The organism is uncultured Nitrosomonas sp. (assembly GCF_902826915.1).
Classification (GTDB): Bacteria; Pseudomonadota; Gammaproteobacteria; order Burkholderiales; family Nitrosomonadaceae; genus Nitrosomonas.
The window spans coordinates 1-26,759 of record NZ_CADEGP010000006.1 but is presented as its reverse complement, the minus strand read 5'-3'; the positions used below and the strand labels follow the sequence as shown (position 1 = coordinate 26,759).

Here is a 26,759-nt window from a genome sequence, read left to right as displayed (position 1 = left end):
TCTTATGCCACGAACCGGCGCTTTACTCTCTTTATCCCGAGAACACCATACTTCGCTCGTGTTAGCACGCGCTGCCCGGAAAGCGGCAGAGAGTAATGATGCGGCTACTAACTTGGCGATGGTGGGGCACATTGAAGCGCACTGGCATGATGTGCTGGCGGCGCATTTTGCCCAAGAAGAAGCGTTATTGCGGCTTACCGAAGATATGTTGAGTGCTGAAATCGTTGCGCGTATTCGTGCTGAACATGAGGAATTACGTATGCTGATTTGCGGGCCTTGCGAACTCGATTCGGCAGTGCGACTACGCCACGTGGGCGAGTTGCTGGCTGCGCATGTGCGCTATGAAGAACGTGTGCTTTTTCCGCAATTGCAATCGCATCCTCGTATTGCGGAGGTAATTTAAAAACCTATGAATCCATTGAAAAGGAGATGAAGGTGAATTTTCCTGATTTTTATGAACAAGCCCCGGTTGTGCATACCCATGATCCATTTGCCGCCGTGCTGGGCGCCGCTCAAGATGGCCGATTCGACTATCATTATCTGGATGCGGTGCGTCTGGCCGGGCATTCCTGTCCTACCGTAGCTGGAGCATTTTTGATTGGGCGCGCGGCACTGGCTGCGCTTTATCCGGGCGAACCTGCAGAGCGCGGCAATATTGCCGTGCATATGCCCGCACCTGAGGATGAGGGCGTCACCGGGGTCATGGCACAAGTGCTGACGTTACTGACGGGCGCTGCTTCAGGTAACGGTTTCCAGGGAATACGCGGGCGTTACCGGCGCAAGGGATTGCTCAGTTTTGCGCCACAACGCGAAGGGGAAGCCATTATTTTTACCCGCCTCGATACCAACGCAAGCGTGGCGGTGACGCTCGATGTCTCGCTGATACCGACCGATCCCGCTCAAGGCGAGCGTTTGATGGCCATCTTACAGGATTGCGCTGATGCTGCGCAGCAGACTGCATTTGCCGATGCGTGGCAGGAACGCGTGCGGCGCTTGTTGCTTGAATTTGCTGATGATCCCCGGGTGATATGTGTTACATCTGTAAATTGATTAGAGGAACGCATACTTTTACGCAGCAGTACCATTCCACAAAAAGTATGGCGGAATGACTCGTGCTATTGTTACTATTTGTTTGTATAACAAAAATATACGAAAATATTTTCAGTCATTCGAGTGAGGTTTTTTTATCAAGTAGATTCTCAGTATTGCTGTGGACTTGTTCTTCTGCCACTTTCTTTTCAATGGTATTGTCCGAGCTAATATCTGCAACCGCATGAATAGGTAGTTTGGCTTGTTTGTCAGTAGAGTATGTATTGTCTTGTTCGATGTTGTCCTTTTGCACTAAATCTTTAGTTATTCCATTTAATATCTTGATTTGATAAGTAGGGTCAGGCATGCTGATGTTTGCTTGATCAAAGCCCTGTTTTATTTGTCGAATCGCTTCGCTGCGTACTTTTAAAAAGCTATGATTCGTTTGATCTACCCATCCATAAATTCGCAGCAGGATATTGGAGTCGCCCAGTGCTTCTATCGTAACGATTGGCTTGGGTTCAGGCAATACGCCTTCAATTGAATTCAGGATCTGCATAGCCAACGCTTGTGCTTCAAGTAAATCTTGTTCGGTATCAATTCCTACGTCGAATTGAAAACGTCGCTCTACATTACGGGTAAAATTGACAATGACAGCTTTAAATACAGTTGAATTAGGAATGCGAATATGATTACCATCGGGTGAAATCAGAATAGTTGCTCGCGTGGTCAAACGTACCACATTACCTTCATTTCCATCAATGTTAACCAGATCATTGACCTCAAATGGATTGCGTAAGCTTAATAAAATACTGGCAATGTAGTTCTCGACGGTATCACGAACTGCAAAACCGACTGCAAGCCCGACGATACCGGCTGCACCTAGTATAGTGCTTAGTATGGCAGTGAGATCTAGCAAGGACAGCGCAATGACAAGACCGAGCAAAATAAATAACAAGTGCGTAATCTGTCCGAACAGATTCGCAATAAAATAATTCGGTGCAATGCGTCGAAAAAGATTGCGGCGCTCAGATATCCATCCACCGAGCATCCATGATATTACGAACGCAAATATTGCTAGTAACAAAAGGGGTAAGGTGGTAATTAACTCATTTGCGGTTCCTGAGAATTTTTTCCATGTATTCTCCAGGCGTGCTTTTAAATTATGAGTGACTACGATCTCATTTTCTACCTCGACGACTCCGGCAACTTGCTGGGCAAGTTGTAAGGCTTTAGTTTTCGTGGATGAGGTGCTGACATCGCCTTGTAGCGTAACAATGCCATTGCTAACCGAAATCTTTATATTCTGTAAATTTTCCAGCTCGGAGAAAATTTTCTCGAGACGCTTTTGAATCTTTTTGTCGTCATGTGCAGAACTGTTAACCTCAATAACTTTTTCGGTGTTGGGGGCGCTTTCAGATTCTTTTTCTCCAGTTATCAGATCCGATATGGAGTCAGCGCACACAGAAATTGATATGAATAACATCCAGATTGCTGACATCTTCAATAGTACTCTCATCATTTTCGTCCTCTTCTCAGGTTCCTATATTTCAATAGCTTGTTTATATACTGATACATTGTTTTTGATCTTGCAAATAAGAATAATTGACGCTATCCAATCAAATTATTGCGACTTTTGCGGACCTTATAATATATCTCGCTGAGAGATATTATTCCATGCGCTATCCCAATCTCCTTGCAGATAATTTCGATATCTAAGGAAGAATTACCTCTTTATTCTACGAATTGAGTGCATTTGCGCGCACTGATAATGTGAGAAATTGCTTAATTATGACTGGTTCTAATTGCGCGTTGAGCATGAACAAGTTGAGCTTATTAAAGATATCAGGCTGGCATGGTATTTCTGAAGGATGGGGCGGTAAAGTATCCGATCATGTTATTCCAAGCCCTGTATTGAATACTTTAACTGTAATGGGAGCTGGAGAATGATACGAATATTGGTAATTACATTGTTGCTGACCAGTTCACACGCATCAGCCTTAGCAATTGAATGGATGCCGTTAGAAACACCGGAGAAAAGTGGCAATCCATTGAATATCAGTGGCAGTGCAGTTCTTGAATATAAAAATGCTGGACGAGGTGGAATTGATTGGGAGGCGACAGGCGATGGGCCCAGAGGAGGCTTAGGCTTACGCGAATTATGGCTGTTTGATAACTCAGCAGCAGGTGTTCCAGGAACGAGTCAAGCCACGACAACTTTTTCAGTTGCAAGTAATAGCATTGGTTTTGCCATGACCGGAGATCATAACGATGGTTTCGCACAGTTTTTCGTCGATGGTATCGATGTGGGGACTTACGATATGTATCACACCGGAAATAGAATACTGGTTGTGACAGGTTTGGACTCAATAGCACATTCTTTAAAAGTGTTGCAACTCGGCCTGCATAATCCACTCTCAACCAAGGGCGATGTAGCAATCTTTGGTGGTGCAGCTTTCAATACGATTGCGGCAGCTATTCCAGAGCCAGGAACATATGCGATGTTGTTGGCCGGATTGGGATTGCTCAGTTTTGTGACACGCTTTAGAAAGCAAAGTGTTTAGCTGAATAATCTATTCATCATCAGACCCCGTCATTTGGCGGGGTTTTTATTTTTCAGGATCATTTGTTGCATTCCATTCCTTAATCAGTACTATTCTTACACTTGATACGAGACTGACTGTGTTGGCGCTTGAATACGCGTAAGCTATTCTTAGACTCAATCTGAGTTGTGATATGCTTCCAAAAAGTCATATTGTAATGACAAATCAGGAGGGTTCCTTATGAAAAAATCGATCAAACAATTTATTTTGTCTGCCTGTACAGTTACCCTGATGGGTGGCGCGCATTCGGTATCGGCTGATATCAACAGCGACACCGAAACACTTTTAAATTGGGCTGAAAATACTTATCCGGAGCTTTTTCCACGTCACCAGGCGACACAAAGCTTAGACCCATGGCTATACCGGTTTTATCCGGAGACCGGCATTTATGCTGGAGTGAACGTCGGAGATAATGGCGCTTACGTATTAGGCGGGCCTTATGGATCTAATCCAACCCGGGTCGCGGGACTGGCGGAATTAATTGCACAAATTATTGAAAGTGGAGGAAACAGCAGCATTCCGGGATGTAATACTTCGAGCGCGCCGCCCGGGTTGTTGTACACGCAAAGTGGCAATGTGGTCAATATCAGCACGGGGGCGTCTTGCGTGGCTTTACCCACTACTAACAATCTTTGCGCAACACCTCAGGAACCGACTGCAACTGGGATTTCTGTATTGACGACTTCGACGGTCAATTCATCGTCATTTGGTGGAATTTCCACTGGTTCGCTTGGTTTCAATCCATTGCAGTCTTTTGTTGCAAACGGGTTTGCCAATAAGCATTGCACTGTGCATGTTCCAGCCGATACAGCTAACTTGATCATTAATTCCAATGTGTGTTTTGATATTACAGAGCAGAGTAGCGGATTTGTAGGCATACCAGAAATCACTATTACTCCCCCGGTTACGATGAATCTTAATACTACGTCCACTAATGTGATTGTGCCTGATTGTTTCGATACTGATGCGGATACGATCTACAATACAGTGACCGATGAATCCTGGATCAATGAAGAGGGTGTTTTTATCCCTCTGGGGACAAGCGGTAGCTAGTTGGTTGTAAACCGACTTTAGTTCGATTACTGCAATATAAATCAGAAACTCAAAGTGCGCCGCATCATGCGGCGCACTTTCTTTAGTAATATTTTTACCGGAATTCTCAGATGATTCCGAGGTATCCTCATCAATCATCATTGGTTTGTTATCCTGCCAAATCACACCATACCTAACCTAGATTATCGTACATTGTAAATCTACTGTTATTCCAGAAGACTCTGCTGCTGCGAACACCGGATTATTAATCCAAGCCCAAAAAGTAAATCCAGCCTAAATATCTCACTCGCACATTTTGTGTGATAATCAATTAGCCATACCAAAGATAGAAAGTTTTTATATAAAAATTAGTCAATTAATCTTTTTCATCCTCGGGAAGGCTCTCCGAAATTCAACTCAATAGTAAGGTGATAACTATGACTCCATTTCTTGGTGAATTGATTGGTACTTTTATTTTAGTGTTATTAGGTAACGGCGTGGTCGCTAACGTCGTACTGAATAAATCCAAAGGCAATAATGCCGGATGGTTAACCATCGCAGCCGGCTGGGGAGTTGCCCTTTTCGTGGCGGTTTATGCAGTGGCTGCTTCCAGTGGTGCGCATTTGAACCCTGCGGTCAGTATCGGCCTCGCAGCGGTAGGCAAGTTTGCCTGGGGCGATGTACCTGTTTATGCGCTGGGACAAATGTTGGGCGCCATGCTGGGCGCATTGATTGTATGGATCACCTATCGTCAGCATTTTGACGCAACAACCGATCCCGATATGCAGTTGGCGGCATTCTGCACCGGGCCGGCGATCAGAAGTCCGATGAATAACATCATTACTGAAGCGGTCGGTACATTCATGCTGGTGTTTGGCGTGATGATGATTGTCTCACCACAGGCAAGCCTGGGCGCGTTGGATGCGTTGCCGGTTGCGCTGCTACTGTTTGGTATCGGTTTGTCACTAGGCGGACCGACCGGCTTTGCAGTCAATCCCGCACGTGATCTGGGCCCGCGCATCATGCATGCAATCCTCCCCATAGCCAATAAACGCGATAGCGACTGGGGTTATGCTCTTGTCCCGGTAGTGGGCGGCATTCTCGGTGGATTGGCTGCTGCCGTGGTGTATTCGCTGCTGTAGAGCTTTGTTGAAGTGAAATACTGGGTTTTGCTAGCGCTTAATCCAGTTTATGGGTTATCGGGTGGAATTTTCCGATGATTCCGGCGCATCTTCGCCGATCATCACCGGCTTGCCATTCTGCCAAATCACAGCGTACTGACCTAGGCGGCGTTTTCTTTCAAGCGTCTTGGTTACAGCTTGTTGCAGCGAATCCAGAATGATTTGCCCCTTATCGGAGAGATTTTCTTTTGGCGTAATTTTCATTGTTCAACCTCCATTATAAATTGTTGAAAATAAGTATCGTGAAGAATATTACGGTTATCACCTCTTTGTTCAAATACGGGAATCGGTTTTTCGCCATCATACATAAAAAAACACAATGATCGACCTTGTGGCTGAATATATTGAATAAATTACTAAGACTGCGCGCGAGAAAAGTTGCTCAATGTAGGGTCATGAGTATTTTTCTGTGTTAGCTTGGCAGTGCTTTCTCACTTCTTCGATCCATTGATCATACCAATGCCAGGATTTCCCCGCAACCAATGCACCAAAACCTCTTGCAATATTCTTTGCATCAAGTGATTGCCACAGTTGTGCATGGTAATGGAGTGAAAACTTCGGAAAACCTTCCTCTTTCATTAAGTCAACAATTTGTTTAGGGAAACACTGATTAATTCACCGCACACCAAGGGCTAATCGAGCGGTTTTGGGATATTGGGTTAAAATTTGCCATATTCTGGCTTGAATTGTGCTATTTCTTGCATTATTCCCCTTATTTCTTATCTTTAAGACGCAATCTGGCTGTCAGATCTACATAACCACCGGCGAGCCAGCAGCAAGTTGGCAAGCCCAAACAGTGAAAACATCTGAGCATTATTTTTGGCCATTCCTTTGTAGCGGGTTTTGCGATGCATGAACAGATTCTTTACGACATGGAAGGGATGCTCAACCTTGGCGCGAATGCTGGCTTTTGCATGCTCAAGCTTCTCCATCAGTTCGCCAGCTGCTGTTTTGGGCAATGCCTTACGCTTGGAAGGGCGCATCGCAATATGCCAGGTTACGGGCAATGCAAGATTCTCTTCTCGCTTTTCAACACCCAGATAGCCCGCATCACCAAACACATCGGTTTCATCACCATGCAGCAGCGCCCGTGCCTGAGTAACATCGTGGACATTGGCTGCCGTTGCGATCAGGGTATGAACAAGCCCTGATTGCGCATCGACACCGATGTGTACCTTCATACCGAAGTACCACTGCTTGCCTTTCTTGGTTTGATGCATTTCGCTATCGCGCTTTCCTTCTCTATTCTTGGTCGAAGGCGGAGCGGCAATCAGCGTAGCATCAACAATCGTGCCTTCACGAAGAAACAAGCCCCGTTCAGCCAAATGCGCGTTGATCGCATTGAAAATAGATTCGGTCAGACAATGTTCTTCCAACAGATGTCGGAATTTCAGCAGAGTCGTCGCATCCGGTGCCGCTTCCCGATTCAGATCAATACCAACAAAGCGACGAATTGCTTGGCTATCGTATACAGCATCTTCCGCGCCTTCATCCGAAAAACCAAAGCACTGTTGCACAATATACATCCGCAGTATCCGTTCCAGACCAATCGGTGGATGACCTCGCCTACCGCTAACCGGATAGTACGGAGCAATAACATTCAACAGAGATGTCCAGGGTGTGGCAGCTTCAATTTCAACCAGAAAACGATCTCGTCGGGTTTGTTTCTTCTTTGCCGCATATTCCAGGTCAGAAAAGCTTGATTGCATCGCTCTATTCCATATTTATCAATATGGGATCTATTTTATCAAACCTCTGCATGTCTATTCGATGTGATCGAATAGATCAGCGTTTCCTTAGGATTATCGAGAGCTATTATTTTCTCCTGATGTGATGTATGAGGATAATTTGTTGGTATTGACAGAAAGGCGTGCGAATATTTACATATTCATCTTGTTGATTTCTTTATTTCTTGCTAGAGGGTGCTATTTTTACCAGTTCTGTACTATTGTGGCGAACGCCAAGGTGCAATATCACGCTCAGTTATCAACCGGTGCTTGCTGATATCGGCATCATCAAAATCAGCTTGTTCAAACGCACTGATCTGATAAACCCCAGAAGCCACGTGGATCTTGATATGTCCATCGGCAACTGCAATATGGCTGCTGCCGCCCTTGTGCAATCGGATACTAAAGCGGGTTCCAGAATTTTTAATGATGGCATTGCCGACTTTTACTTCAAGCTGATTGACGGCATTTTTATGAATGTCAAAATAAATATTCCCTTTGAGCAACTCAACCTGGAGTGGTTGATTATCTTTCACTGTTACAGAGCTATGCATATCCAGCGCCATGTCAATACCCGGTGCTATCGAAGTGACAGGTTGTGCATCACTGTTGGTTTCATAGAAACGGATACTATGGGGTTTGCCAAAATGCCAAGTCATCAGACCTAGTAGTACACAAATGCCGATGATCGCGCAATGTACTAAGAAGCGTCGCCAACTAAAAACAAAATTAAAGGGTTGTATTACGGGTGGCTCAGGTTCCTGCATTTGTAATTAGCAAGCGGCAAGTGAACGGAAAGTATAAATTATATACCGTGGATAGTTTCTTTGCTTCGTCATTTAGAACTAGATTAAGTTTGCTGCAGATGAAAGTATATTGAGGCGTTGCTAATTATGTTAAGAAGTTCAGGTTTCTGGCTATCTTTAGGCTGCCAGGATACGCGAAATATTTTGCTTGAGTGTATCTGGGTAGAAGGGTTTTATGATAAAGCCTACAGCTCCTGCGTTAGTAGCTTGTTTAAATAATTCACGGCTAGCTAAGGCTGTGATCATAACGACCTTTGTTGCATCATTTTGACTCTTGATAATTTTCAAGGCTTCTAATCCATCCATCATTGGCATTTCAAAATCTATGCATGCAATGCCAGGTTTGTGTTCTGCTACCAGTTCGGTGGCTTGCATCCCATCATAGGCTTCCCCGATTACTTCAATTCCCATTTGTGTCAGAATTGCTATCAACAGTCGTCGCATTGCCAGACTATCATCGGCAACAACTGCTTTTGCGTGATATGCCTTATTCTCTAAGAAATTATGCTCTTTAGTTAGAATGAGTAACTGTTTTTTTGCATGGGTCACTTCTTGCAGTACATCAAAGATTTTTTTCTGAGAGAATGGTTTGTAGATAAATCCATCAACACCCAACATGGCCGCAACCTGTTTCAGCATGGCATCTTCACTGCCGGTAATCATTACCACGAGGAGGTCTGGATATACAGCGCGAATCTCGCCCAAAAGATGCATACCATCTTTGTTGGGTAATAAGTGGTCAAGACAGACGACATCTGGATCTAGCTTCTCAATTGTAGGAAGAAGTTTTTCACCATTGCTAAGTTCTCCTACAACCAGATATTCATTGCTGTTTAGCATTGCCCGTAGCGTGGTACGAATGACAACACAATCGTCCACGATAAGAACTCTTATTCTTTTGAATAATTGATTCATGATGGTTATCTTATAACATAGATATTAACAAGAGAATTGTTGTAATCATTCTGGAGTAGATTAAATGACATGCATGGGTAGAATTATTCTAAGTTCTTATAATGAAAAAATTACTGAGAAATTTTGTGTAATTAACTAATATATTAATCTCTACCGGGTTTAATTCCTCGCCCCTTGGGGCGAAGGCTGGTTGAAAACCGGTAGTCTGAAGAGCGCTTTAATACCTCGCTGCTTGCGGCGGAGTGCTTTATTTAATGAAATAATATTGCGGCAGAATTACGAAAAAGTATATAAAATATGATGCTTTATCTATAGAAATATTCTTATGTTTTTATGGTAATGTCAATGATTTTGTGTCTGAGGAAGGCCAAATAAGATCTTCTGCATGTGATGTTTGAAGGGATAGAAACTTGTTATAGGTATTCGATTTTTTGTGCTCAATAAGCTCAATGTCCGAAGGCAGATAGCGTTTTGAACAAGATGATGCACTCGATAGATTGGAAGAAATTACGGCTGATATGTGCTGTCAAAGATGGAGTCCATTGGTTTAAGCGGCAAGCAAATTTGGATAGTATTGCTGCGTAAATTGTGCTGGTGACAAATAGCCTAGTCTTTTCTGTTTTCTCTGCCGGTTATAGAAGATTTCTATATATTCGGTAATCTCCTGAATGGCTTGTTGCCGTGTTTTGAATCTTCTATGATGCACCCACTCGGTTTTAAGTATTCCCCAGAAACTTTCCATCGGAACATTATCATAGCAATCACCCTTACGACTCATGGAAGTGATCATGCCAAATTGTTGCAATAAATTCTGGTAATCATGTGCACAGTATTGACTGCTGCGGCGAGTCCTTTGGACATGAAAGCCGCTCTCAGAAACATCAAATGCCCGGCACTCGCGAAATGCTTCGCACACTTTTTTATGAAGTCACGCTCCATCTTAACTTCAGCCAATTCACGCTTTACTCTGGATAATTCTAATTCAAGCTCGGCAAGTAGTCTCTGGTGTTTGCCTACCGTAACGAATTCACCTTGTTTATCCGCATAAACCCAATTCTTTAATGCTCCTTTCGGTAAAGACAGTCGTTTGGCTGCTTCAACTAAAGTTAATCCACTTGCTTTAAAGAACTTAACTGATTGTTCCCTAAATTCCTGGCTATATTGTGCGCGGAGTAATGCCATCTCTATCCTCTATTTCATGTCCTCATTTTATGAAACTTCGGACGCCATGAAAATAAGCATCCCTCACGATATTTCCCGCTAACCTTTTCTTCCCGACTTCCAGATATTCCTTCGACCCGCGGTAATATATATTCGTATTGACACCTTCTCGACGACATAACTCCGCTATGCTGTCTTCGCTACGAAGACCTTCCAGCATTATGCGTACTTTTTCTTCGGCTGAATAATTACGGTGGGTTGCACGACGAATATCTCGTACAGTCTTCTCAGTACTGTGGTTTTGATTATCCTTCTTTGTCATCGTCGTTCCTCTTTCTTTGGGGTAACGATGAACTAAATATGTCTCTTAAGCAATTACGCTATTTTGTCCAACTTGGGTTGGCGGTATACACAATTGCATTGCCGGATGCTGTCAACAAGTTTAAAGTTAGTGATGGCGCGAAGGCCAACATTAGCTCTTATTCTTCAGCCATTCATCGCGTAGGCCTCGTGCTTGAGAAAAATATTGTTCTAGTGCCACTGCATCATTATGTTTTAGTATTGCATGCAATGCTTTCATTTCATTCTGATACATATCAATTTGCTTGAGCAGTGCCTCGTGATTTGCTAAACAGATATCGCGCCACATTTCCGGGGAACTGCTAGCGATGCGAGTAAAGTCACGGAAACCGCTGCCCGCGAAACGAAGCATATTTTCAGGTTGATTAGTGTTGCTGAGGTGATTCATCAACGTGAAAGCGAGAATATGTGGTAAATGGCTAGTTGCGGCGAGAACTTGATCGTGTTCATCGGCGGGCATCAACGAGACTTGTGCGCCGCAGGCTTGCCATAATTGCTCGACTCGTGTGACAGCGTCGGTGCTGGTTTCCGGTAGAGGAGTGAGGATGACATGTTTGTTAAGATACAAATCAGGTTGCGCGGCTTGTACGCCGCTTTGTTCGGCACCGGCAATCGGGTGGCCAGGGACAAAATGATGCCGACTTTGCATCGAAAGATAGTGGCGTGCTGCAGCCATCACATCCTGTTTGGTGCTGCCGGCGTCGGTAACGATGGTGTTGGCGTGCAAATGTGGAGCGATTCTCTCCATGATGTACCTGGTTTGGCCCACCGGCATCGCAAGGAACACCAAATCTGCATTGTGCAGAGCGCAAGCGATATCGCTTGCGATTTCATCAATCACGCCGAGCTCAATGGCACATTGCATGTTTTGTTGGCTACGGCCAACGCCGACGATATGTTTAGTCAGGCCGGCGTTGCGTAAGGCTTGTGCAAATGACCCGCCAATCAGGCCAACGCCGATAATAACCAGCTTATTGAGTGGTGCGATATTTGTCATTGGCAGCGCTTGATCGAGTTTTTGATTAATCCAATTCGCTTAATGCCAGTTCCAGTGCTTCCAAGAATCGTTTGTTTTGCGATTCCAATCCAACGGTAACTCGGAGATGATTGGGCATTTCGTAAATACTGAGTGGGCGGACGATGATGCCATGTTGCAGCAATTTTTGATAAACCTTCAAGGTGTTGGATGCATCACCTTTGACGCGAAAACTGATGAAATTACCATACGAGGGAATGCATTCGATACTCAGTTTGCGAAAACCATCTGTGAGTTGTAGCATGCCTGCGCGATTTAGCGCATATGAGCGCTGTACGAATTCGGCGTCGTGTAATGCGGCCAAAGCACCTACCAAACCAATGCTGCTGACATTGAACGGCTGGCGTACGCGATTCATCAGGTTAGCAACATCTGGATGGGCCAGACCGAATCCAACGCGTACACCGGCCAAGCCGTAGGCCTTAGAGAAAGTGCGTGTGATCAGCAAGTTGGAAAACCGTTTCAACCAGCTGATACTGTTCGGTTTGTTTGTCTCAGGTAAGTATTCGTAATAGGCTTCATCTATAACGACTAATACATCACGGGAGACGCGCTCCATAAATCGGAATAGCTCATCTTCGCTGGATAAGGTGCCAGTCGGGTTATTCGGACTGGCGATAAATACGATGCGTGTTTCCGGTGTGATGGCATCTAGCATCGCTGGCAAGTCATGGCCATAATCACGGGCAGGAACCGATATGCCATTGGCACCGATCATCTGCACTACCAGTGGATAAACGGCAAAAGCATGTTGTGAATACACGGCGGCGGCACCCGGTTTCAGGAATACACGTGCGGCCAGGTCTAAAACATCATTGGAACCATTGCCCAGAATAATTTGTTCCGGATCAATTTCATAGCGTTTAGAAAGTGCGGCTTTCAATTCGTAGCCGCTGCCGTCTGGATAGAGTGCGACATCGTGCAATGCGTTTATTATCGCATCTAATGCGAGCGGACTGGTTCCCAGTGGATTCTCGTTGGAGGCCAGTTTGATTACATGCGCTTCATCCAGTCCCATTTCTCGTGCTAGTTCTGAAATGGGCTTGCCCGGCTGATAGGGTTGGATAGAACGGATATATTCCGGAGCAAAGTCGCAGAGATTCATAATATTAAGTGTGTTAGCGAGTAAAAATATCGAGAGTTGAGTAATTCAATCGTGTGACTATGGGGTGATGGTGAATCGTTACGTCGCCGGATACGATCCTAAGATTTTTAGAAAAGCTGCTTTGTTGCGTAATTCTACCAGTGCAGCAGCCACGTTTTGATCTTGCTGGTGTCCTTCAATATCCACAAAAAAAACATATTGCCATAGACCTGCGCGCGACGGGCGCGACTCTAAACGGCTCATACTGACGCCATACTGCGCCAGCGGCTCAAGCAATTTATAGATTGCCCCGGAATGATTGTTGGTTGACATGATGAGAGAAGTTTTATCTTTTCCTGAAACATCCACCATCTGCTTACCAATAACTAGAAAGCGCGTAGTATTTTTCGGATCATCCTCGATGTTTTCAGCGCAGATGGAAAGTCCGAACAGTTCGGCTGCTCTCTTGCTTGCTATCGCCGCTCCATGCTTGTCTGCTGCTGCTTGCCGGGCTGCATCGGCATTGCTGGCGGTTGTGACAAAAGCAATATCAGAAATTTGTGGTAAATTGATTCTTAGCCACTGATGACATTGTGCGAAAGACTGTGGGTGAGTATAGATTTTTTTGATGTGTGATAATCCGGTTTGCTGGGCCATGAGAAATTGATGGATAGCTAGTTGGATTTCGCCACAAATGATCAGCGAAGTTTGCAGCAATAAATCCATGGTTCTGCTAACTGCGCCCTCGGTAGAGTTCTCCACTGGTACCACCCCATAATTAGCTGCATCCGATTCCACAGTACGAAATACTTCGTCGATAGAATCGCATGCTAGGGTTGTAATGGCGCTGCCAAAACGTTTTAATGCTGCATCTTCAGAGAAAGTGCCACTAGGCCCTAGATAAGCTACGCTCATTGGTTTTTCCAATGCACGGCATACCGACATGATTTCTATGAACAATTGTTTGATTTGTTTGTTGCTGATGGGACCGCGATTTTGTTCTTGCATGCGTGTCAGTATTTGCGCCTCACGTTCAGGGCGATAAATAATGTCGCTCTTTTTGATCTTGCCGATTTGCTGTGCCAGTTCGGCACGTTTGCTCACCAGTTGAAGTAGTTCATTGTCAATGGTGTCAATCTGGTCGCGTAATTTTTTGAGTTCTTCTGACATGAGCGGTGAGAATTTTAGCTGAACAATAAGGTATTGAAGTCTATTGAGTAAGTGGTAGATATCGCGCCATGAGCACGCCGGCTATGGCGGTGATTTCATCCAATGCATGTTGTGGTACCGGGCTGTCGACATCGACCAGTGTGAAAGCCACTTCTCCTCGTGACTTATTGATCATGTTGTGGATGTTCAACCCGGCCTTGGCCATGCTGGTGGATATTTGTCCCACAATATTGGGCACGTTGGCATTGGCAACTGCCACCCGATAAGGTGATTCCCGCTCCATCTGTATATCGGGAAAATTGACCGTATGAGTGATGTTGCCGTTTTGCAGATAATCGATGAGTTGATCTGCAACCATAACGGCACAATTTTCTTCCGATTCCTGTGTTGATGCGCCAATATGCGGTAACGTAATGATCGATCTCTGATGTTGCAATTTCTGACTGGGAAAGTCACTGACATAAGTTTTGATTTTGTTCGTTGCAATACCGGTCAGAACAGCTTCTTCATCGACAATCGCACTGCGCGAAAAGTTTAATAGAATCACATTATGTTTCATTAACTTGATGCTTTTGTCATCGATCAGGTGACGGGTGGAGTCGAGCAGTGGAACATGCACGCTGACAAACTCGCTGTGGCGCAAGAGATCTTCTATGCTATTGGCTTTCTTGACTTCGGCTGACAAGTTCCACGCTGAATCCACAGTAATTTGGGGATCATAACCGATTACTTTCATACCTAGCTTGAGAGCAGAATTGGCCACCAGCCGACCGATTTCACCCAACCCAATGATACCGAGTGTGCGTCCGGGCAATTCAATGCCGGAAAAAAGATTTTTTCCATCTTCAGCTTGTTTGTTCAACATCACATCATCGCCTTGCAGATTTTCAACAAACTGCAACGCAGGTACCAAATTCCGCGCAGCCAAAAACAGGCTGGCTAAAACCAGTTCTTTAACTGCATTGGCATTCGCACCAGGGGTATTAAACACGGGAATGCCACGGTTATTCATATCGGGTACCGGAATGTTGTTGGTACCGGCACCGGCGCGGCCAATTGCTTTAACACTGACAGGGATATGCTGATTTAACATGTTATGCGAACGCACCAGAATTGCATCCGGCTCAGTAATATCTTTGCCAATCTGATAAGTTTCCGCTGGAAAACGGCACAATCCATGATGAGAAATCTGGTTGAGTGTGAGAATCTTGAAGGTATTATGTCGATGTTCAGGCATACTGATTGGCGAATTCTTTCATGAACGCAACTAATTTCTCCACACCTTCAATCGGCATGGCATTGTATATTGACGCACGCATACCACCTACGGAACGGTGGCCTTTTAACTGAATCAGACCATTGTTACTGGCCTGCTTGAGAAATTCTTCGTCCAGCGCAGGGTTTTTCAATGTGAAGGGAACATTCATCAGCGATCGATCTGCTTTGGCTACTGGGCAGTGATAAGAATCATTGTCATCCAGCAAGTCATACAGCAAATTGGCCTTGGTAATATTAGTTTTTTCCATTGCGACCAATCCGCCTTTGCTTTTCAGCCATGCAAATACCAATCCGGTAATATACATGGCGTAAGTAGGTGGCGTGTTGTACATCGAGTCATTTTGCGCATGGATCTGATAATTATATAGCGTTGGCGTGCCCGGTAGTGGTTTACCTAATAAATCTTCGCGGACGACGACCAGTGTTAATCCAGCAGGCCCGAGGTTTTTTTGCGCACCTGCATAGATCAATCCAAACCGCGTGATATCCAACGGTCTTGACAAGATATCGGATGACATATCGACTACCAGTGGAATGCCGTTGTGTGAATCAATTTCTGGTATCCAATGAAACTCGACACCACCAATAGTCTCATTGCTGGTGTAGTGAATATAGGCTGCTTCAGGATCCAGATGCCATTTATCTTGCGCGGGCACATAAGTGAAATTAGTGTCTGCCGAGGAAGCGGCGACGTTGATCGTGCAATAACGGGCAGCCTCTTCGATGGCTTTGGTTGACCACTGACCGGTATTAATATAGTCCGCTTTTATTTTGCCGCGCAACAGATTCATTGGCACCATGGAGAATTGACTGGAAGCGCCACCTTGTAGAAATAATACTTTGTAGTTTTCTGGAATGCCAATCAGTTCACGAAAATCGCTTTCGGTTTTTTCGGCAATTGACATGAATTCCTTGCCTCGATGACTCATTTCCATCACGGACATGCCGCTACCGTGCCAATCTAGCATTTCTTCGCGTGCTTGCTGTAGTACTTCTTTGGGAAGAACTGCAGGGCCTGCGCTAAAGTTATAGATCTGATCCATCGCGTTATTTGCGGTTAAGTTTCGGTGAGTTATTAACTTTCATCATCGTCGTCGTCGCTTTCCACCACTCGCTCTAGGCCGGCAAGTTTCTCGCCGGGGTCCAAGTTGATGAGAGTAACGCCTTGCGTGGCACGACTCATTTCCCGCACTTCATTAACACGGGTGCGAATCAATACGCCGCCGGAAGTGATCAGCATGATTTCGTCGTCGGGTTTTACCAGTTTTGCCGTAACGACCTTGCCGTTACGCGCGCTGGTAATGATTGCGATCATGCCTTGCGTGCCGCGGTTATGGCGTGTGTATTCGCCAATCGGAGTGCGCTTGCCGTAACCGTTCTCAGTGGCTGTTAATACTGCGAGATCTTCATTCTCAGCGACCAGCATAGATATGACTTTATGTCCTGAACCTAACTTCATGCCGCGCACGCCACGGGCGGTACGTCCCATCGGACGTACGTCATTTTCGCTGAAGCGCATGGCTTTACCATTGTCTGAGAACAGCATCACATCATGTTTGCCTTCGGTTAATTCAACGCCAATGAGGAAGTCCCCTACATTCAATCCAATCGCAATAATGCCATTGTTGCGCGGACGGGAAAAGTCTGATAACGGTGTTTTCTTGACCGTACCAAAAGAGGTCGCCATAAAGACAAAGCGATTTTCATCAAAGGTTTTGACCGGTAGAATTGCGTTGATTTTTTCGCCTTCCTCTAGTTGTACCCAGTTGATGATGGGTTTGCCACGGGATTGTCGGCCGCCTTGCGGCACTTCATACACCTTGATCCAATACACACGTCCCAAGCTTGAGAAACACAGAATATAGTCGTGCGTGTTGGCGATGAATAATTTGTCAATGAAGTCATCTTCCTTGGTGCTGGTTGCCAGCTTGCCGCGCCCGCCACGCTTTTGTGCGCGGTAATCGTCCAGCAGCTGGGACTTGATATAACCAGTATGTGACAGTGTAACAACGACATCTGCTGGTGTGATCAGGTCTTCCATGCTTAAATCTTGTGTATCGACAATGATTTCACTACGGCGTTTGTCGCCGAATTGTTGTTTGATTGCATCCAGCTCTTCGGTAATGATCTGGGTGATGCGTCCTGGATTCGCCAGAATGTCGAGATAGTCAATAATCTTTTCAATTACATCCTTATATTCATCGACAATCTTTTCTTGTTCGAGACCGGTGAGGCGTTGCAAACGTAATTCCAGAATGGCTTGTGCTTGGGCATCAGATAAACGGTAACCCTGTGCTTGCAATCCGAACATGTTATCCAAACCCTCAGGGCGCAGTGCGCCAGCGTCCGCCATTGCTCGCGTCAGCATTTCTGAAACCAATTGAGAATGCCAGAGTCTTGCCATCAGCGCTTCCTTGGCATCAGCCGGTGTCGGGGCCGCTTTGATTAAGGCGATAATTTCATCAACATTGGATAATGCGACTGCCAAGCCTTCGAGTAAATGGCCGCGTTCCCGGGCTTTCTTTAGTTCGAACACGGTGCGGCGCGTGACAACTTCGCGGCGATGACGCAGGAAAGCATCCAGAATCTGCTTTAAATTTAACAGTCGTGGCTGGCCATCGAGCAAAGCTACCATGTTCATGCCAAACGTGTCTTGCATTTGTGTTTCTTTATACAAGTTGTTCAGAATGACCTCGGGCATTTCTCCGCGTTTTAGCTCAATGACAACACGCATGCCGGATTTGTCGGACTCGTCACGTAAATCAGAGATGCCTTCAATTTTTTTATCGCGGACCAGTTCTCCAATGCGAATTAGTAAGTTCGCTTTGTTAACTTGGTAGGGTAATTCGTCAATGATGATAGATTGACGACTGCCTTTCTCCAGATCTTCGAAGTGAGTGCGTGCACGCATAACAACACGACCACGGCCCGTACGGTAGCCGTCTCGCACACCATTTACACCATAAATAATGCCAGCAGTGGGAAAATCTGGTGCTGGAATTAAGTCAATGAGCTCATCAATACTGATATCGGGGCTTTTGAGTAAGGCGAGACAGGCTTCTATCACTTCGTTGAGGTTATGCGGCGGAATGTTGGTTGCCATACCAACGGCGATGCCAGATGAACCGTTGATCAGCAGATTGGGGATTTTCGCCGGCAGTATGAGTGGCTCCTTTTCGGAGTCATCATAATTGGGGCCGAAATCCACTGTTTCCTTGTCAAGATCAACCAACAGTTCATGTGCAATACGTGACATACGGATTTCGGTATAGCGCATTGCAGCAGCGTTATCACCATCTACTGAACCGAAGTTGCCTTGTCCATCAATGAGCATATAGCGCAGCGAAAAGTGCTGCGCCATGCGTACAATCGTGTCATAGACGGCAGTATCGCCGTGCGGGTGGTATTTACCAATGACATCGCCGACGATACGCGCAGATTTTTTGTACGGTCTGTTCCAGTCATTAGAGAGTTCATGCATGGCAAATAACACGCGCCGATGAACCGGTTTTAAACCATCACGAACATCAGGTAAGGCGCGACCTACAATCACACTCATCGCGTAATCAAGATAGGAACGCCGCATTTCTTCTTCAAGACTGATGGGCAGGGTTTCCTTGGCAAATTGATTCATATCTTATGATTTTTGTGAGAACAGCGGGTTATGATGCAGAGGTGTATCTTCTTATTAAAGTTTAATATAAGAAAATTTATAAACCGCAGCATTCTAACATGCTGTCATAATTTCTTAGTTCTTTGCGGTGTAAAATTGTAAAAATAAGCTGAACACTGGAGAATAAAGCTTGAAAAAGCAGATTAAATAAGTAACTATAATAGTTTTTCCAAATTTTTCTTACTTTGAACATTGAGCTGAGTTAGGGCGCGTAATTGAATTTTCCATCTAAAATTAAAATAAATGTGAGTCTAGTGCTGTGTCTAATTTGATGAATACTTATTCGCGGTTACCCGTTACCTTTGTGAAAGGGGAGGGAGTGTGGTTGTGGGATAATCGCGGTGAGCGGTATCTGGATGCGTTGGCAGGTGTTGCTGTGTGCGGGTTGGGGCATTGTCATCCAAAATTGACTAAAGCTATTTGTGAGCAAGCTGGCGCGTTAATCCATACATCTAATCTTTATAACATTGAGAAGCAGGAGCAATTGGCTAATCGTCTGATTGAATTATCAGGGATGGATAATGCTTTCTTCTGTAATTCCGGAGCTGAGGCCAACGAAGCAGCGATTAAACTAGCTCGTTTGCATGGGCATAATAAAGGAATTTCGTTGCCTACAATTGTAGTCATGGAGCGCTCATTTCATGGCCGCACCATGGCAACCCTGACGGCTAGTGGAAATCGCAAGGTGCAGGCGGGATTTGAACCCCTGCTATCGGGATTTGTACGTGTTCCCTATAACAGTATGGAGGCGATCACGCAAGTCGCTACTAACAATAAGGATGTTGTGGCGGTATTGGTGGAGCCTTTTCAGGGTGAAGGTGGGGTTAATATTCCTGAGGCGCATTATCTGCAAAAGTTACGTAATCTCTGCGATCAAAACGGATGGTTTTTGATGTTGGATGAGATACAGTCTGGAATCGGACGCAGTGGTAAATGGTTTGCGTTTCAGCATAGCGATATTATGCCGGATGTAATAACATTGGCTAAGGGTTTGGCGGGAGGAGTTCCGATTGGCGCTTGCTTGGCTAGAGGTGCAGCTGCAGAAGTTTTCAAACCGGGCAATCATGCTTCCACCTTCGGGGGTAATCCGTTGGCTTGCGCTGCTGCGATTGAAACCCTGAACGTAATTGCCGATACAAATCTTCTTGATCATATAACGAGACTGGGTGACTTTATACGTGATAGGCTGAAGAAACAGCTGGCCGGTGTGGTAGGAGTCGTGCAGATCAGAGGTCAGGGTTTGATTGTAGGTATCGAGCTTTCAGTGCCTTGTGGTGAGCTGGTCCAAGAAGCCTTGGAGAGGAAATTACTAATTAATGTAACATCCGATAAAGTGGTGCGCTTGCTGCCTGCATTTGTGATGCAGCAAAACGAAGCTGGGCAGGTGGTTGACATCACTTGCTCATTAATAAAGGAGTTTTTGAATAACTAATCAGTGTGCATCAAGTTTTGGCGACTGATTGGTTGTTTATTTTGTTATGCAATTTAAGCATTTTTTGCAATTTAATGATTTTTGCCGCGATGAATACGAGTATCTATTTGAACGTGCGCGCTGGATAAAACAGGAGTTCAAACAATACCGGCAATACTGGCCATTGAATGATCGAACATTGGCGATGATTTTTGACAAAAATTCGACGCGCACACGATTATCATTTGAGGCAGGTATGCATCAGTTGGGTGGTGCGGCAATTTATTTGTCAACGCGAGACACGCAATTGGGGCGGGGGGAGCCTGTAGAAGATGCTGCGCGCGTGATTTCTCGTATGGTAGATCTGGTCATGGTCCGAACTTATCAACATGATACTATCAAACGCTTTGCTGAGAATTCGAGAGTGCCGGTAATCAATGGTTTAACTGATGAATATCATCCGTGTCAAATTATGAGTGATATTTTTACTTATATCGAATATAGAGGCAGCATAGAAGGCAAAATTGTAGCGTGGATCGGTGATTCCAACAATATGTGCAATACTTGGTTGCAAGCGGCCGAAATTTTTAATTTTCAAGTGCATGTATCAACACCGCCTGGTTACGATATTGATCCTAAACGGATAGGATTAAGCGGTGCTAAACATTACGAAGTCTATGCGAATCCACGCGAAGCTGTAAGGGATGCGGACCTTGTTACAACAGATGTGTGGACGAGTATGGGATTCGAGGAGGAAATAGAGCAAAGGAAAAATGATTTTGCTGCATTTTGTGTTAATACAGAAATGATGTCATTGGCTAAATCGGATGCGTTATTTATGCATTGTTTGCCAGCACACCGTGATGAAGAAGTAAGTGCCGAAGTTTTGGATGGGCCGCAATCGGTAGTATGGGATGAGGCGGAAAACCGGCTGCATACGCAAAAAGCACTTATGGAGTATTTGCTTCTGGGTAAAATAGATACTGGAATATAGCTTGGAGTTTAGAATTTTTAGTTGACCTATTTATTCGTTTAATTCGCTAAACAAAAATGTGATAAGAAAGAAGAATGAAAAAAATAAATAAAGTGGTTTTGGCATTTTCTGGAGGGCTGGACACATCAGTTATCTTGAAGTGGTTGCAAGATACGTATCAGTGTGAAGTAGTGACATTTACTGCTGATATTGGGCAGGGAGAGGAAGTTGAGCCAGCGCGCGCAAAAGCAAAGCAGCTTGGTGTCAAAGAGATTTATATTGATGATTTGCGGGAAGAATTTGTGCGAGATTTTGTATTTCCAATGTTTCGGGCGAATACGATTTATGAAGGAGAATATTTGCTGGGTACGAGCATTGCGCGTCCATTAATTGCAAAGCGGCAGATTGAAATCGCCGAGGAGACGGGTGCCGATGCGGTTTCGCATGGTGCTACAGGGAAAGGTAACGATCAGGTGCGTTTTGAGCTGGGATACTACGCATTGCAGCCAGATATCCAAGTAATCGCACCTTGGCGCGAATGGAATTTAACTTCGCGAGAAAAGTTACTGCAATATGCTGAGCAACATGGTATTCCGGTTGAAATGAAAAAAAAGACTGGCTCACCTTATAGCATGGATGCAAATTTACTGCATATTTCATATGAAGGAAGGGTTCTTGAAGATCCAGCGGCTGAGCCAGAAGAATCAATGTGGCGTTGGAGCGTTTCACCTGAAAACGCACCCGATGTGCCTGAATATTTAGATGTAGAGTTTAAATGCGGAGATGTCGTGGCCCTAAATGGCGTTAAATTGTCACCGGTTGATGTATTAGAAAAACTTAATATGTTGGGCGGTAAGCACGGAATTGGCAGGCTAGACTTAGTAGAAAATCGATATGTTGGTATGAAATCCCGAGGATGCTATGAGACTCCTGGTGGATCAATTCTGCTGCGTGCGCATCGCGCAATTGAATCAATTACTTTGGATCGAGAGGTTGCACACTTAAAAGATGATCTAATGCCGCGTTACGCTGAGCTGATTTACAACGGTTATTGGTGGAGTCCAGAGCGGAAGATGCTGCAAGCGATGATTGATGCGAGCCAGCAAAATGTCAATGGATGGGTGAGACTGAAACTGTACAAAGGGAATATTATTGTGGTCGGTAGAGACTCTCATGCTGATTCATTATTCGATCCAAATATTGCGACATTTGAAGACGATGCCGGAACTTATAATCAAGGGGATGCGGCAGGATTCATCAAATTGAACGCATTAAGGTTGCGCATTGCAGCTAAGCGCAAACTTGGTCAGCTTAATTGAATAGCCAGGAATACTCGATAAAATGCACACTAGTATGTGTAAGAAATCTGGATCATTTGCTTAGTTTATATAGAAATAAAATGCCAACATTTGACATAGTTTCGGAAGTTGATAAGCAGGAAGTCAGGAATGCGGTTGAGCAAGTTAATAAAGAAGTAAGTGCGCGTTTTGACTTTAAGGGTTCGGATGCACGGGTGGAGCAGGCTGATTATCAATTAACGATATTTGCAGATGATGAATTCAAATTGGAGCAGGTTTTAGATATTCTCAGAATTAAATTGACAAAACGGAATGTGGATGTGCGATGTTTGGACAAGAATCCGATTGATAAAATTAGTGGGAATAAAGTAAAGCAGTTAGTGATAATTAAGACGGGGATTGAAGTAGGGCTAGCTAAAAGAATTATAAAAAATATTAAAGATAGTAAGCTTAAGGTGCAAGCCAGTATCCAGGGAGAAGTCGTGCGTGTAGTCGGTGCAAAGAAAGATGTGTTGCAGGATGTAATACAATTAGTAAAAAAATCAATTGATAGTTTTCCATTACAATTCCATAACTTTAGAGATTGATGGAGTTCGTTGATTATATTCTTCGTATAACGCAAGAAATGAATGGTAAAACATAGCAAGATACTGGTAAAATGATGCTTGTGTTAACGATGTTTGTCTTGACACAAAAATATAAACCCAATAGAATCCGCTCTCTTTTTTGATGCATCTTTCCTTTCGTGAAAATAAAGATGACGAATAATTAATTTTACGCCATTGGTAAAATAGAAATAGGGTTTAGCAATAGGTTAGTTGCAGACGGCTTAGAAGCCGTCGCAGTTTTTTAGGATATAGAAATGCCGACAATCAGTCAGTTAGTTCGAAAGCCGCGTATAGCTAAGCGGGTTAAAAGTAGCGTTCCTGCATTGGAAAATAGTCCGCAAAAGCGGGGTGTTTGTACAAGGGTATATACGACTACGCCAAAGAAGCCAAATTCTGCATTGCGCAAAGTAGCCAGAGTGAGATTGACTAATGGATTTGAGGTCTCGAGTTATATTGGTGGCGAAGGACATAATCTTCAGGAGCATTCGGTTGTGCTGATTCGTGGGGGGCGTGTCAAAGACTTGCCGGGTGTGCGCTATCACACAGTGAGGGGAAGTCTGGATACGGCGGGTGTTAAAGATCGTAAGCAGGGAAGATCAAAGTATGGTTCCAAAAAACCAAAAACTGCATAGAGTCTTATCTGAATATAACGCAAGTATTTATATAGTAAGAAACGAGCAGAAAAGTAATAAATCTGAAGAGGTTGCATAATGCCAAGACGTAGAGAGGTTCCAAAGCGGGAAATTTTACCGGATCCAAAATATCACAATGTAGAGTTAGCAAAATTTGTTAATGTTCTCATGACGAGAGGTAAAAAGTCGGTGGCTGAAAGAATTATCTATGGCGCACTAGAGCACATCGGGAAGAAAACCGGAAATGATCCGTTGGAAATCTTCACGCAAGCATTAACCAATGTGCGTCCAATTGTGGAGGTAAAGAGTCGTCGAGTGGGCGGTGCTAATTATCAGGTTCCGGTAGAGGTGCGTTCTGTGCGGCGTAATGCGCTAGCCATGAGGTGGCTTAGAGATGCTGCAAGAAAAAGAAGCGAAAAGTCAATGGATGCAAGGTTGGCGAATGAATTGACTGAAGCGGCTGAGGGGCGTGGAGGTGCAGTTAAGAAGCGTGAAGAGGTTCATAGGATGGCTGAATCTAATAAGGCATTCTCGCATTTTAGATTCTAGTTGAGGAAAACTGAAAGAGTAACATTCATTAATTGGATATTCGTAAGGCATTCAAACTGTGGCAAGAAAAACTCCTATAGAGCGTTATAGAAATATCGGCATCATGGCACACATTGATGCGGGTAAGACAACTACTACTGAGCGTGTGCTATTTTATACCGGCGTGTCGCATAAATTAGGCGAGGTTCATGATGGTGCGGCTACAATGGACTGGATGGAGCAGGAGCAGGAAAGAGGTATTACGATAACATCGGCTGCTACAACTTGCTTCTGGAGGGGGATGGGTGGTAATTATCCTGAGCATAGAATTAATATTATTGATACTCCAGGGCACGTCGATTTTACAATTGAAGTGGAGCGTTCGCTTCGGGTATTGGATGGAGCTTGTACAGTTTTTTGCGCGGTTGGTGGAGTTCAGCCTCAGACTGAAACAGTTTGGAGGCAAGCAAATAAATATAAGGTTCCGCGACTTGCTTTTGTGAATAAGATGGATCGCTCAGGCGCGAATTTTATGCGTGTTTATGAACAGATTAAAGCGCGACTTAAGGCAGTGCCGGTGCCGATACAGTTGCCGATAGGGGCCGAAGATAAATTCGAAGGTATAGTTGATTTGGTCAAAATGAAGGCTATTTATTGGGATGAAGAAAGCAGGGGGATGAAGTTTGAAGAGCGTGATATTCCTGAGGCGCTGCAGGTAGACGCGAAAGCCTGGCGTGAGAAAATGCTGGAATCGGCAGCTGAAGCCAATGAAGAGTTGATGAATAAATATCTAGAGAGTGGAGATCTGGATATTTCCGAAATAAAGTTTGGTTTGCGGATGCGGACAATTAACAATGAAATAGTGCCAATGATGTGCGGGACTGCCTTTAAAAACAAAGGAGTTCAGGCAATGTTGGATGCAGTTATAGATTATATGCCTTCGCCGACAGATATCGTGGCTGTTCAGGGTGAAAAGGAAAATGGTGAGGCGGACAAAAGAATAGCTGATGATGGCGAGCCTTTTTCAGCGCTGGCATTTAAGGTTGCAACAGATCCATACGTGGGGCAACTTATTTTCTTCAGGGTGTATTCAGGTATTGTGGTGTCAGGCGATACGGTTTATAACCCGATTAAAGGAAGAAAAGAAAGAATTGGCAGAATATTGCAAATGCATGCAAATCAGCGCGAAGAAATCAAAGAGGTGCGAGCGGGAGATATTGCTGCAGCGGTAGGTTTGAAAGATGTGGTTACTGGGGATACGTTGTGTGATACTCAAAATGTAATCACGCTAGAAAGAATGGATTTTCCAGAGCCTGTAATTCATGTTGCGGTTGAGCCAAAAACAAAAATAGATCAAGAGAAAATGGGTATGGCGCTCAATAGATTGGCTCAAGAAGATCCTTCATTTAGAGTTAGAACAGATGAGGAGTCTGGGCAAACGATTATTTCTGGTATGGGTGAGCTACATCTTGAGATTATTGTTGACCGCATGAGGCGTGAATTTGGCGTGGAAGCGAATGTGGGTGCTCCACAAGTGGCGTATCGTGAAGCAATAAGGAAATTAGTCGAGATTGAAGGGAAATTTGTAAAGCAATCCGGGGGGCGCGGGCAGTATGGTCATGTCTGGCTGAGAATGGAGCCAAATGAAACTGGTAAGGGTTTTGAGTTTGTGGATGAAATAAAAGGTGGAGCGGTGCCACGAGAATATATACCGGCAGTTGAAAAAGGATTGTTGGAGACACTTCCAAGCGGTGTGTTAGCAGGGTATCCTGTAGTGGACGTGAAGGTTACTCTCTTCGATGGTTCGTATCATGATGTGGATTCGAATGAGAACGCTTTTAAAATGGCTGCATCAATAGCATTTAAGGATGGTATGCGTAAAGCCAATCCAGCGTTGCTAGAGCCTATGATGGCTGTTGAAGTGGAATCGCCGGAAGATTTTATGGGAAATGTTGTGGGTGATTTATCATCAAGGCGCGGCATGATACAAGGAATGGATGATATTCCTGGCTTCAAAGTCATTCGAGCAGAAGTGCCACTTGCAGAAATGTTTGGTTATTCAACAGCATTGAGATCTGCAACACAGGGGAGGGCGACTTATTCGATGGAATTTAAGCATTATTCCGAGGCACCAAAGAATGTAGCGGAAGCTATAATAAGTAAGAAATAGTGAATTGTATAGAGTGTAAAAGGATAAGACATGGCAAAGAGTAAATTTGAGCGGTCGAAGCCACATGTAAATGTTGGAACGATA

Annotated in this window: 25 protein-coding genes and 2 pseudogenes; 13 read left to right on the top strand and 14 right to left on the bottom strand. The window is 44.5% G+C overall.

Features of this window, described 5'->3' with window-relative positions:
• Positions 1 to 4 precede the first annotated feature (4 nt).
• Together QZV86_RS01895 and QZV86_RS01890 are read left to right on the top strand one after the other, a co-directional pair.
• Entirely contained in the window at positions 5 to 403 is a 399-nt protein-coding gene (locus QZV86_RS01895; protein ID WP_295623586.1) for a hemerythrin domain-containing protein, read from the top strand.
• 32 nt (positions 404 to 435) lie between these two features.
• Positions 436 to 1,050 (top strand): hypothetical protein, encoded by a 615-nt coding sequence (locus QZV86_RS01890; RefSeq protein WP_295623585.1) that lies wholly within the window; start codon positions 436 to 438, stop codon positions 1,048 to 1,050.
• A gap of 115 nt (positions 1,051 to 1,165) precedes the next feature.
• Here the strand turns inward: QZV86_RS01890 and QZV86_RS01885 are convergent, their stop codons facing one another.
• Positions 1,166 to 2,548 (bottom strand): mechanosensitive ion channel family protein, encoded by a 1,383-nt coding sequence (locus QZV86_RS01885; protein ID WP_295623584.1) that lies wholly within the window; start codon positions 2,546 to 2,548, stop codon positions 1,166 to 1,168.
• Between the two features lie 299 nt (positions 2,549 to 2,847).
• Here QZV86_RS01885 and QZV86_RS01880 point away from each other — a divergent pair, with 299 nt between their 5' ends.
• The 4 genes from QZV86_RS01880 to QZV86_RS01865 all read left to right on the top strand — a co-directional run bounded on the left by QZV86_RS01880 (position 2,848) and on the right by QZV86_RS01865 (position 5,806).
• Positions 2,848 to 2,979, top strand: coding sequence for a hypothetical protein (locus tag QZV86_RS01880; protein WP_295623583.1), 132 nt, complete (start codon positions 2,848 to 2,850; stop codon positions 2,977 to 2,979).
• Entirely contained in the window at positions 2,976 to 3,593 is a 618-nt protein-coding gene (locus QZV86_RS01875) for a PEP-CTERM sorting domain-containing protein (RefSeq protein WP_295623582.1), read from the top strand. The genes QZV86_RS01880 and QZV86_RS01875 overlap by 4 nt, the downstream gene beginning before the upstream one ends.
• Before the next feature lie 219 nt (positions 3,594 to 3,812).
• Positions 3,813 to 4,685 carry a hypothetical protein gene (locus QZV86_RS01870; RefSeq protein ID WP_295623581.1) on the top strand — a complete coding sequence of 291 codons (873 nt, stop codon included), beginning with the start codon at positions 3,813 to 3,815 and terminating at the stop codon, positions 4,683 to 4,685.
• A gap of 416 nt (positions 4,686 to 5,101) precedes the next feature.
• On the top strand, positions 5,102 to 5,806 hold the full coding sequence (locus QZV86_RS01865; protein WP_295623580.1) for an MIP/aquaporin family protein: 705 nt from the start codon (positions 5,102 to 5,104) through the stop codon (positions 5,804 to 5,806).
• Between the two features lie 54 nt (positions 5,807 to 5,860).
• On the opposite strand, the gene QZV86_RS01860 is transcribed toward QZV86_RS01865, so the two are convergent.
• The 13 genes and pseudogenes from QZV86_RS01860 to gyrA form a co-directional block, all read right to left on the bottom strand.
• Entirely contained in the window at positions 5,861 to 6,049 is a 189-nt protein-coding gene (locus QZV86_RS01860) for a hypothetical protein (protein ID WP_295623579.1), read from the bottom strand.
• A 189-nt stretch (positions 6,050 to 6,238) separates the two neighbouring features.
• Complete coding sequence (locus QZV86_RS01855; RefSeq protein ID WP_295623578.1) at positions 6,239 to 6,424, bottom strand: hypothetical protein; 186 nt, start codon at positions 6,422 to 6,424, stop codon at positions 6,239 to 6,241.
• A gap of 146 nt (positions 6,425 to 6,570) precedes the next feature.
• Positions 6,571 to 7,554, bottom strand: coding sequence for an IS5 family transposase (locus QZV86_RS01850; protein WP_295623577.1), 984 nt, complete (start codon positions 7,552 to 7,554; stop codon positions 6,571 to 6,573).
• Between the two features lie 236 nt (positions 7,555 to 7,790).
• A complete protein-coding gene (locus QZV86_RS01845) occupies positions 7,791 to 8,339 on the bottom strand; it encodes a FecR family protein (RefSeq protein WP_295623576.1) in 549 nt (182 codons plus the stop codon).
• 156 nt (positions 8,340 to 8,495) lie between these two features.
• On the bottom strand, positions 8,496 to 9,293 hold the full coding sequence (locus tag QZV86_RS01840; protein ID WP_295623575.1) for a response regulator: 798 nt from the start codon (positions 9,291 to 9,293) through the stop codon (positions 8,496 to 8,498).
• Positions 9,294 to 9,840: 547 nt separating this feature from the next.
• A pseudogene (locus QZV86_RS01835) lies at positions 9,841 to 10,475 on the bottom strand (IS3 family transposase).
• 70 nt (positions 10,476 to 10,545) lie between these two features.
• Positions 10,546 to 10,776: pseudogene (locus QZV86_RS01830) on the bottom strand (transposase); the annotation flags it as partial.
• Positions 10,777 to 10,926: 150 nt separating this feature from the next.
• On the bottom strand, positions 10,927 to 11,811 hold the full coding sequence (locus QZV86_RS01825) for a prephenate dehydrogenase/arogenate dehydrogenase family protein (RefSeq protein WP_295623574.1): 885 nt from the start codon (positions 11,809 to 11,811) through the stop codon (positions 10,927 to 10,929).
• A 25-nt stretch (positions 11,812 to 11,836) separates the two neighbouring features.
• Positions 11,837 to 12,955: a histidinol-phosphate transaminase gene (gene hisC / locus QZV86_RS01820; protein WP_295623573.1), complete on the bottom strand. Its 1,119-nt coding sequence runs from the start codon at positions 12,953 to 12,955 to the stop codon at positions 11,837 to 11,839.
• Positions 12,956 to 13,033: 78 nt separating this feature from the next.
• Entirely contained in the window at positions 13,034 to 14,104 is a 1,071-nt protein-coding gene (gene pheA / locus QZV86_RS01815; protein ID WP_295623572.1) for a prephenate dehydratase, read from the bottom strand.
• Between the two features lie 40 nt (positions 14,105 to 14,144).
• Positions 14,145 to 15,341, bottom strand: a complete 1,197-nt coding sequence (locus QZV86_RS01810) for a 3-phosphoglycerate dehydrogenase family protein (protein ID WP_295623571.1) — start codon at positions 15,339 to 15,341, stop codon at positions 14,145 to 14,147.
• On the bottom strand, positions 15,334 to 16,425 hold the full coding sequence (gene serC, locus QZV86_RS01805) for a 3-phosphoserine/phosphohydroxythreonine transaminase (RefSeq protein WP_295623570.1): 1,092 nt from the start codon (positions 16,423 to 16,425) through the stop codon (positions 15,334 to 15,336). The genes QZV86_RS01810 and serC overlap by 8 nt, the downstream gene beginning before the upstream one ends.
• Before the next feature lie 32 nt (positions 16,426 to 16,457).
• Positions 16,458 to 19,016, bottom strand: a complete 2,559-nt coding sequence (gyrA, locus tag QZV86_RS01800) for a DNA gyrase subunit A (RefSeq protein ID WP_295623569.1) — start codon at positions 19,014 to 19,016, stop codon at positions 16,458 to 16,460.
• Positions 19,017 to 19,314: 298 nt separating this feature from the next.
• Here gyrA and QZV86_RS01795 point away from each other — a divergent pair, with 298 nt between their 5' ends.
• The 7 genes from QZV86_RS01795 to fusA all read left to right on the top strand — a co-directional run bounded on the left by QZV86_RS01795 (position 19,315) and on the right by fusA (position 26,675).
• A complete protein-coding gene (locus tag QZV86_RS01795) occupies positions 19,315 to 20,487 on the top strand; it encodes an aspartate aminotransferase family protein (RefSeq protein ID WP_295623568.1) in 1,173 nt (390 codons plus the stop codon).
• 46 nt (positions 20,488 to 20,533) lie between these two features.
• Positions 20,534 to 21,460: an ornithine carbamoyltransferase gene (gene argF / locus QZV86_RS01790; protein WP_295623567.1), complete on the top strand. Its 927-nt coding sequence runs from the start codon at positions 20,534 to 20,536 to the stop codon at positions 21,458 to 21,460.
• 74 nt (positions 21,461 to 21,534) lie between these two features.
• Complete coding sequence (locus tag QZV86_RS01785) at positions 21,535 to 22,758, top strand: argininosuccinate synthase (RefSeq protein ID WP_295623566.1); 1,224 nt, start codon at positions 21,535 to 21,537, stop codon at positions 22,756 to 22,758.
• An 80-nt stretch (positions 22,759 to 22,838) separates the two neighbouring features.
• Positions 22,839 to 23,324 carry a YajQ family cyclic di-GMP-binding protein gene (locus tag QZV86_RS01780; RefSeq protein ID WP_295623565.1) on the top strand — a complete coding sequence of 162 codons (486 nt, stop codon included), beginning with the start codon at positions 22,839 to 22,841 and terminating at the stop codon, positions 23,322 to 23,324.
• Positions 23,325 to 23,599: 275 nt separating this feature from the next.
• Positions 23,600 to 23,977, top strand: a complete 378-nt coding sequence (rpsL, locus tag QZV86_RS01775) for a 30S ribosomal protein S12 (protein ID WP_062558929.1) — start codon at positions 23,600 to 23,602, stop codon at positions 23,975 to 23,977.
• A 78-nt stretch (positions 23,978 to 24,055) separates the two neighbouring features.
• Entirely contained in the window at positions 24,056 to 24,526 is a 471-nt protein-coding gene (gene rpsG / locus QZV86_RS01770) for a 30S ribosomal protein S7 (RefSeq protein WP_103966276.1), read from the top strand.
• 58 nt (positions 24,527 to 24,584) lie between these two features.
• The gene (gene fusA / locus QZV86_RS01765) at positions 24,585 to 26,675 is read left to right on the top strand and encodes an elongation factor G (RefSeq protein ID WP_295623564.1); all 2,091 of its coding nucleotides are present in this window, start codon (positions 24,585 to 24,587) and stop codon (positions 26,673 to 26,675) included.
• The last annotated feature ends 84 nt before the right edge of the window (positions 26,676 to 26,759 follow it).

Excerpts from the sequence above, each read along its gene's own strand:
- pheA (WP_295623572.1), bottom strand. The coding sequence starts at position 14,104 with ATGTCAGAAGAACTCAAAAAATTACGCGACCAGATTGACACCATTGAC.
- QZV86_RS01850 (WP_295623577.1), bottom strand. The coding sequence starts at position 7,554 with ATGCAATCAAGCTTTTCTGACCTGGAATATGCGGCAAAGAAGAAACAA.
- QZV86_RS01885 (WP_295623584.1), bottom strand. The coding sequence starts at position 2,548 with ATGAGAGTACTATTGAAGATGTCAGCAATCTGGATGTTATTCATATCA.
- QZV86_RS01865 (WP_295623580.1), top strand. The coding sequence starts at position 5,102 with ATGACTCCATTTCTTGGTGAATTGATTGGTACTTTTATTTTAGTGTTA.
- QZV86_RS01860 (WP_295623579.1), bottom strand. The coding sequence starts at position 6,049 with ATGAAAATTACGCCAAAAGAAAATCTCTCCGATAAGGGGCAAATCATT.
- QZV86_RS01785 (WP_295623566.1), top strand. The coding sequence starts at position 21,535 with ATGAAAAAAATAAATAAAGTGGTTTTGGCATTTTCTGGAGGGCTGGAC.
- QZV86_RS01840 (WP_295623575.1), bottom strand. The coding sequence starts at position 9,293 with ATGAATCAATTATTCAAAAGAATAAGAGTTCTTATCGTGGACGATTGT.
- QZV86_RS01880 (WP_295623583.1), top strand. The coding sequence starts at position 2,848 with ATGAACAAGTTGAGCTTATTAAAGATATCAGGCTGGCATGGTATTTCT.
- QZV86_RS01845 (WP_295623576.1), bottom strand. The coding sequence starts at position 8,339 with ATGCAGGAACCTGAGCCACCCGTAATACAACCCTTTAATTTTGTTTTT.
- rpsL (WP_062558929.1), top strand. The coding sequence starts at position 23,600 with ATGCCGACAATCAGTCAGTTAGTTCGAAAGCCGCGTATAGCTAAGCGG.
- QZV86_RS01855 (WP_295623578.1), bottom strand. The coding sequence starts at position 6,424 with ATGAAAGAGGAAGGTTTTCCGAAGTTTTCACTCCATTACCATGCACAA.
- QZV86_RS01825 (WP_295623574.1), bottom strand. The coding sequence starts at position 11,811 with ATGACAAATATCGCACCACTCAATAAGCTGGTTATTATCGGCGTTGGC.
- argF (WP_295623567.1), top strand. The coding sequence starts at position 20,534 with ATGCAATTTAAGCATTTTTTGCAATTTAATGATTTTTGCCGCGATGAA.
- QZV86_RS01870 (WP_295623581.1), top strand. The coding sequence starts at position 3,813 with ATGAAAAAATCGATCAAACAATTTATTTTGTCTGCCTGTACAGTTACC.
- gyrA (WP_295623569.1), bottom strand. The coding sequence starts at position 19,016 with ATGAATCAATTTGCCAAGGAAACCCTGCCCATCAGTCTTGAAGAAGAA.
- hisC (WP_295623573.1), bottom strand. The coding sequence starts at position 12,955 with ATGAATCTCTGCGACTTTGCTCCGGAATATATCCGTTCTATCCAACCC.
- QZV86_RS01875 (WP_295623582.1), top strand. The coding sequence starts at position 2,976 with ATGATACGAATATTGGTAATTACATTGTTGCTGACCAGTTCACACGCA.
- QZV86_RS01895 (WP_295623586.1), top strand. The coding sequence starts at position 5 with ATGCCACGAACCGGCGCTTTACTCTCTTTATCCCGAGAACACCATACT.
- rpsG (WP_103966276.1), top strand. The coding sequence starts at position 24,056 with ATGCCAAGACGTAGAGAGGTTCCAAAGCGGGAAATTTTACCGGATCCA.
- QZV86_RS01810 (WP_295623571.1), bottom strand. The coding sequence starts at position 15,341 with ATGCCTGAACATCGACATAATACCTTCAAGATTCTCACACTCAACCAG.
- QZV86_RS01780 (WP_295623565.1), top strand. The coding sequence starts at position 22,839 with ATGCCAACATTTGACATAGTTTCGGAAGTTGATAAGCAGGAAGTCAGG.
- serC (WP_295623570.1), bottom strand. The coding sequence starts at position 16,425 with ATGGATCAGATCTATAACTTTAGCGCAGGCCCTGCAGTTCTTCCCAAA.